This is a genomic window from Thalassospira xianhensis MCCC 1A02616 (assembly GCF_003326475.1).
Lineage (GTDB): Bacteria > Pseudomonadota > Alphaproteobacteria > Rhodospirillales > Thalassospiraceae > Thalassospira > Thalassospira xianhensis.
On sequence record NZ_JPWA01000033.1, the window covers coordinates 47769 to 53928 of the forward strand.

Here is a 6160-nt window from a genome sequence, read left to right on the forward strand (position 1 = left end):
ACAGGGGACAGTTACCTGTCCCCTGCAAAAAATCAATCGATTATCCGGTGAATTTTCCAGCCTTTTATTGGGCCGGGGCTTCACCTTCTGCTGCGGGCTCTGCCGGTGCGTCAGCGGCAGGTGCTTCTTCAGCTGGTGTGTCGGTGGATTCTGCTGCCTCGGCTGGTGCATCTGCTGCAGCGTCGGTGCTTTCACCTGAGGCGGCCTCTGCCGGATCAGGATAAGACAGGGGATTGTCCGACTTGCTGTTCAGCCATGCGATAACCGCGGCTCGGTCTTCAGGCTTTTTCAGGCCTCCGAAGCTCATTTTCGTGCCTTCGACGTAATCGCGCGGCTTGTAAAGGAAGTGGTTCAGCTCTTCCCAGCCCCAAGTTCCGCCATGGTTGGCCATGCCATCGGAATAGGCGAAATCACCCTTGTGGGCGAAATTATTGCCGACAATGCCATAAAGGTTCGGGCCGGTTTTGTTCGGGCCGCCTTTTTCTACGTCATGGCATGATGCGCATTTTTTGAAGACTTTTTCGCCCTCGGCAAGGTCAGCCGAAGCAAGCATTGCCAGAATCGGCTCCGGCCCTGCAGGTTCTGCCGGTGCGGCAGCAGGTGCGTCGGCACCGGCCATCAGATCTTCGGAGAACGGATAAACGGGCGATTCCAGTTCATCGGGGTGCACAAGGGCACTTCCGACCTTGCCAACAACTATGACCAAAAGCACAGCACAGATAACACCGGCGACGATCTTGTTGATTTCCATCGTTTTCATGACGGGATCCCTACAGCCTAATCACTCTCAGGTTTCTTTTTTAACAGCTGACCCATGCGCCCCCAAAACGCTCTTAAAGATCACAAGAACGCGCATGCGACAGCAGGTCAGACCGGTCGGAGGGAAAACTATACGTTTCAGAGATTTGCATCAACCTTTCTTAAACACAAAGGCGAAAACAGACGAGATAGACCTTCGTCATATTCAATTCCGTCTTTCGCAGAATCCCCAAAACCGGCTATTGTCCCGCCGAATCAAGCCATTGTTTCTTGCACAGGTCATCAGACACGCGCTTTGCGCGAGATCAAAGCAGGATCAAGCCAATCCGGAGGCCTAAGATGACTACGCCGCGCAATCCTGTTGTTGTTATCCCTGCCCGCATGGCATCGACACGTCTGCCCAACAAGCCGTTGGCCGATATTCACGGTGAGCCGATGATTGTTCATGTCTGGCGCCGGGCCACCGAGGCCGGAATCGGTCCGGTTATTGTGGCCTGTGCCGAACAGGAAATCGTCGATGCTGTTACGGCGGCTGGCGGGATTGCTGTTTTGACCGATCCCGATCTGCCCAGCGGATCGGACCGCGTGCATCAGGCACTGCAAAACTTTGATCCGGATGGAAAATATGATGCCGTGGTCAATGTCCAGGGAGACCTGCCGACAATTGATGCGGCAGATATTCGGGCGGTGTTCGAGCCGCTTGCCGATCCGAATGTTGATATCGCAACTCTGGCGGCTGTAATCACGCGCGAAGAAGAACGGACCAATCCCAATGTAGTGAAGGCGGTTGCCGCCTTTGGTGCCGGTCGGGTAGCGCGTGCGCTTTACTTCACGCGCGCGACGGCCCCGCATGGCGACGGGCCGCTTTACCATCATATCGGTCTTTATACCTATCGTCGGGATGCACTTGACCGGTTTGTCAGTCTTCCGCCAGCCGAACTTGAAATGCGTGAAAAGCTTGAACAGTTGCGTGCGCTGGAAAACGGTATGGTGATCGCAGTTGCCCTTGTGAACGGTGTGCCACTTGGCGTTGATACTCCCGAAGACCTTGAACGCGCACGACTTGTGCTGGGTGCATAATTAGGCTTTTCTATGTTTTGTCTTGCGGGAGAGCCGCGGGATACGACACGGGAATCATATTAGATATCAGGAAACAACCAGATGACTGCCCAACAACGTATCGCTTTTCAAGGAATGCATGGTGCCTACTCCGATCAGGCAGCTCGGCGTGCCTTTCCGGGTGCGACGACTGTACCTTGCCGGACGTTTGAGGGTGCATTTGGTGCATTGCGCGACGGCGATGTTGATCTGGCGGTGATCCCGATTGATAACACTCTGGCTGGTCGCGTGGCCGATGTTCATCACATTCTGCCCGATTCCGGTGTGCATATAATTGGTGAGACATTTCTGCGTATCAACCACGCGCTGGTCGCAGTGCCGGGTGCCAAGATTTCAGACATCAAGGAAATCCGCAGCCACGTTCACGCGTTGGGCCAATGCCGAAAGATCCGCCAGGAACTTGGTGTGAATACCGTTGTGGGGCCGGATACCGCAGGCTGTGCAAAGGAAGTTGCCGATCTGGGCGATAAAAGCATCGCGGCGATTGCTCCGGTACTTGCCGCCGAGATTTACGGCCTTGATGTGCTCCGCACCGAGGTCGAGGATGCGGCGCATAATACGACCCGATTCATCATTCTGGCGCGCGAGCCGCTTGATATCGCCAATGATGGTACGCCGGTGGTGACAAGCTTCGTCTTCCGCGTCCGCAACGTTGCAGCGGCTCTTTACAAGGCGCTTGGCGGTTTTGCGACCAACGGTATCAACATGACCAAACTTGAAAGCTATATGGTCGAAGGGCATTTCACCGCGACCCAGTTCTTTGCCGAGGTCGAAGCCCATCCCGAGCAGCTTGGTCTGCGCCATGCGTTGGAGGAACTTCAGTTCTTCTCGCACGAGGTTCGTATTCTGGGTGTTTATCCGTCCCATTCCTTCCGTCGGGAAAATGATCTTCCGGCGGAATAGGTCGGGTTAGAACCTTCTTGCGATCAGTCATGAGACAAGAAAAACGGGCCATTTCAAAAGAAATGGCCCGTTTTGTTATTTATATCCGAGGCTGTTTTCAGCAGTGATCAATTTTCGGCCTGTTTGACCAGATCGCTCGAGAAGCGTTGAATGATCTGGGTCAGTTCCGAAGAACGTGAAGAGAGTTCTTCAGACGCATTGCGCAGATCGCCTGCGTGGGTTGTCGTGCTTTGCGCATTCTTCATGGTCTGATCGACGCTGTAGGAAATCTGTTTCACGCCTTCGGCACTGCGGTTGGCATTGCCGGCAATTTCCTGCGTCGCAGCACCCTGTTCCTCAATTGCGGCTGCAATGGCGGTCGAGGCAGATCGAACCTGATCGATGGTTTCTGACACACGCGAAATGCCGGTAACGGCGCGTTCGGTGCCTTCGACGATACCGTTGATTTGGGCTGCGATTTCCTCGGTTGCGCGACCGGTCTGGGTGGCAAGGTTCTTGACCTCGCTTGCGACAACGGCAAAGCCTTTGCCGGCATCGCCAGCACGGGCGGCCTCGATGGTTGCGTTCAGCGCCAGAAGGTTGGTCTGACCTGCGATGTCATTGATCAAGCTGACGATTTCCTTGATCTTGTCGACTGCATCAGACAGGCCGCCAACATCATTGGATGCACTTTGGCTTTCGTGAGTTGCGCGTTCGACTGTGTTGGACATCTGGGAAATCTGGACGTTGATTTCCGTGATCGAGGAGGAAAGTTCCTCGGTCGCGGCGGCAACAGCATCGACATTCTGTGACACTGAACCGGCGGCAGATGCGACCTGCTGGCTTTGATCCAGAATGCCTTCGGCGTTGTGCGACATGCTGATTGCAAGATCGCCACTGCGTTTAACCGACTGATCAACGGCACCGGCGATACCGCCAACTTCACTCTCAAGTTTTTTGGCGATGTTGCGGATATTGGTACGACGTTCTTCTTCGGCTTTTTGTTTCTGGAGGGCCGCATCTTTTTCAAGCTGCTGGGCCTGTGCGGACTTGTCGCGCAGGGCAAGAACACCGGATGCCATATCACCGATCTCGGTAAAGTTGGATTCGGTATCAACCGGCGCCTGATAATTGCCTTCGGCAATTGTCGCGATGGAGCGGTTCAGCCCGACGATGCTTTTGGTGATGCGGGTTCCGACGAACCAGGACAAAACACCCGCAATAACGATAGCAATCACCGAGATGATCGCGATGCGCTGCATTACAGACTGAAATTCCGCAGCGACGTCATCCATATAGACGCCTGCACCCAGTGCCCAGTTCCAGCCCGGAATCGGACGAACATATGCGGCCTTCTCGACCAGTTTGTCGCCCATGCCGGGTTTTTTGGTTTCATAGGTTATTACGCCACCACCTGCCTTGGCCATGTTAACGATCATCTGGCGCACTTTGCTATCGGGGTTGCACTTGCCGACATCTTCGGGGCTAAGAGGATCAAGAACCATGCAATGGTTATAATCGGTGGCGTATATGTAGTTCTCCCCATCAAAGCGATACGCATTGAGCAGTGAAAGCACTTCTGCCTTGGCTGCGTTTTCATCCATATCGCCCGCTTTGACCTTGGCAATATAGGAATCAACGATCGTCACCGCTCCTTCGGTAAGGTGTTCGATCTGTTCGAACTTCCCGTTACGCAGGCTGTTTTGGTAATTCAGTGCGACTGTTGCGATAATCGCGAGCAGTGTCAGCAGACACATGGCCGGGATTGAGAAAATCCCCGTAACAACCCGAAACCGCATATCCCTATCCCCTTATGCGTGATGTAAGCGACCGATAATGCACGTAAATCTGATCCAGATTGATTAATTCAGCGTTACATATGGGAACGATAAATGCGTTTTTGCATGGCTGCCCGGCGCAGGGATTGATTGACTTTGTTTCGAGGGGCCTGTATCACCCGCTTCATTCCTTCGCTTGTAGGGCAGATTGAGCTGTCAGGAACTGTGTGAAAAGGCGAGGGCGGCGATGACGTGATGACGTCATGGCCTCATCATATGCCTCTCATGCAGGGTCCGAAGCAGCGGCTTGATCGCCGTGCACCGGTCGCTATTGCTGTCGAGCAGGCACATCATGGCGCGAACATGGCGCCGACCGGATTTTGAAGGACTTTCCTTTATGACTAATTTTGAAGGGCTCAACCTTATCGAGCCCCTGCTGCGCAACGTTGAAGCTTCTGGTTTCGCCGCACCGACCGAGATTCAGGCAAAAACCATTCCGGCTTTGCTTGAGGGTCGTGACCTGATGGGGATTTCCCAGACGGGCGGTGGTAAAACCGCTGCATTCTGCCTTCCGCTGTTGCAGCGTCTTGCCGAAAACCCGAAACGCCCGGCACCGGGCCAGCCGCGCGCGCTTATTCTTGCGCCGACGCGTGAACTGGTAAACCAGATCGGTCAGTGCCTGCGCGATTTCAAAAAAGGCATTCGCCTGTTCTCTTCTGTTGTTTACGGTGGCTCGCCGATGGGCCCGCAGATTCAGGAACTGCGCCGTGGCGTTGACATTCTGGTTGCGACCCCGGGTCGTCTGCTTGACCACATGTCACGCAATACCATTCGTTTTGACGACATCGAAGTCTTCATTCTCGACGAAGCCGACCGTATGCTTGATATGGGCTTCTCGGAAGATGTTCTGACCGTTGCCGAAGTGCTGCCGCGTGATCATCAGACGGTGATGTTCTCGGCAACCATGCCGCCGGCTGTCAAACATCTTACCGACCGTCTGCTGAACAATCCTGTTAAAGTTGAAACCGCACCGCAGTCCAGCGTGACCGAACGTGTTACCCAGCGTGGCATGTTCGTGAAACGTCACGACAAGACCTCGCTTCTGGTTCAGCTGCTGAAACGTCAGGAAAGCGAACGCGTTCTGGTTTTCACCAAAACCAAAGCCGATGCGGACGAACTTTCGTTCCAGCTGCGCGATGAAGGCGTCGATACCGACGCCATCCATGGTGACAAGCAGCAGCGTATTCGCCAGAAAATTCTTCGGAACTTCCGCAATGGCCAGTTCCCGGTCCTTATTGCGACAGACGTTGCCGCACGCGGTATTGACGTTCCGGGCATCACGCATGTCATCAACTATGACCTGCCGACCGATCCGGAAAACTATGTGCACCGTATTGGCCGTACCGGCCGTGGCAGTGCCGAAGGTGTCGCGATTTCGTTCTGCGAGCCGCGTGACGTTCGTCATCTGCGTAACATCGAACGCGTGATCGGCCAGCAGGTTGAGATCGACGAAGATCATGAGTTCCATTCGGCTCCGCCAGCCCGTTCGTCTGGTGGCGGCGGTCGCGATGGCGGTCGTGGTGGTCGTGGCGGATTTGGCGGCGGCCGTGATGGCGGTCGTG

Annotated in this window: 5 protein-coding genes; 3 read left to right on the forward strand and 2 right to left on the reverse strand. The window is 54.8% G+C overall.

Translation table 11 applies throughout. The annotated features are described in order from the left end of the window. Positions 1-64 precede the first annotated feature (64 nt). The gene (locus TH5_RS20345; RefSeq protein WP_114123403.1) at positions 65-760 is read right to left on the reverse strand and encodes a c-type cytochrome; all 696 of its coding nucleotides are present in this window, start codon (positions 758-760) and stop codon (positions 65-67) included. A 338-nt stretch (positions 761-1098) separates the two neighbouring features. Between TH5_RS20345 and TH5_RS20355 the strand changes: the two genes are divergently transcribed. Beyond that, the gene (locus TH5_RS20355) at positions 1099-1839 is read left to right on the forward strand and encodes a 3-deoxy-manno-octulosonate cytidylyltransferase (protein ID WP_114123405.1); all 741 of its coding nucleotides are present in this window, start codon (positions 1099-1101) and stop codon (positions 1837-1839) included. A gap of 81 nt (positions 1840-1920) precedes the next feature. Further along, a complete protein-coding gene (locus TH5_RS20360; RefSeq protein WP_114123406.1) occupies positions 1921-2781 on the forward strand; it encodes a prephenate dehydratase in 861 nt (286 codons plus the stop codon). Between the two features lie 107 nt (positions 2782-2888). Here TH5_RS20360 and TH5_RS20365 read toward each other — a convergent pair whose 3' ends face one another. Then, complete coding sequence (locus tag TH5_RS20365; protein ID WP_114123407.1) at positions 2889-4559, reverse strand: methyl-accepting chemotaxis protein; 1671 nt, start codon at positions 4557-4559, stop codon at positions 2889-2891. 376 nt (positions 4560-4935) lie between these two features. Between TH5_RS20365 and TH5_RS20370 the strand changes: the two genes are divergently transcribed. Continuing rightward, positions 4936-6160 (forward strand): DEAD/DEAH box helicase (locus TH5_RS20370; protein WP_147250138.1); only part of this gene is annotated, 1225 nt, incomplete at its 3' end.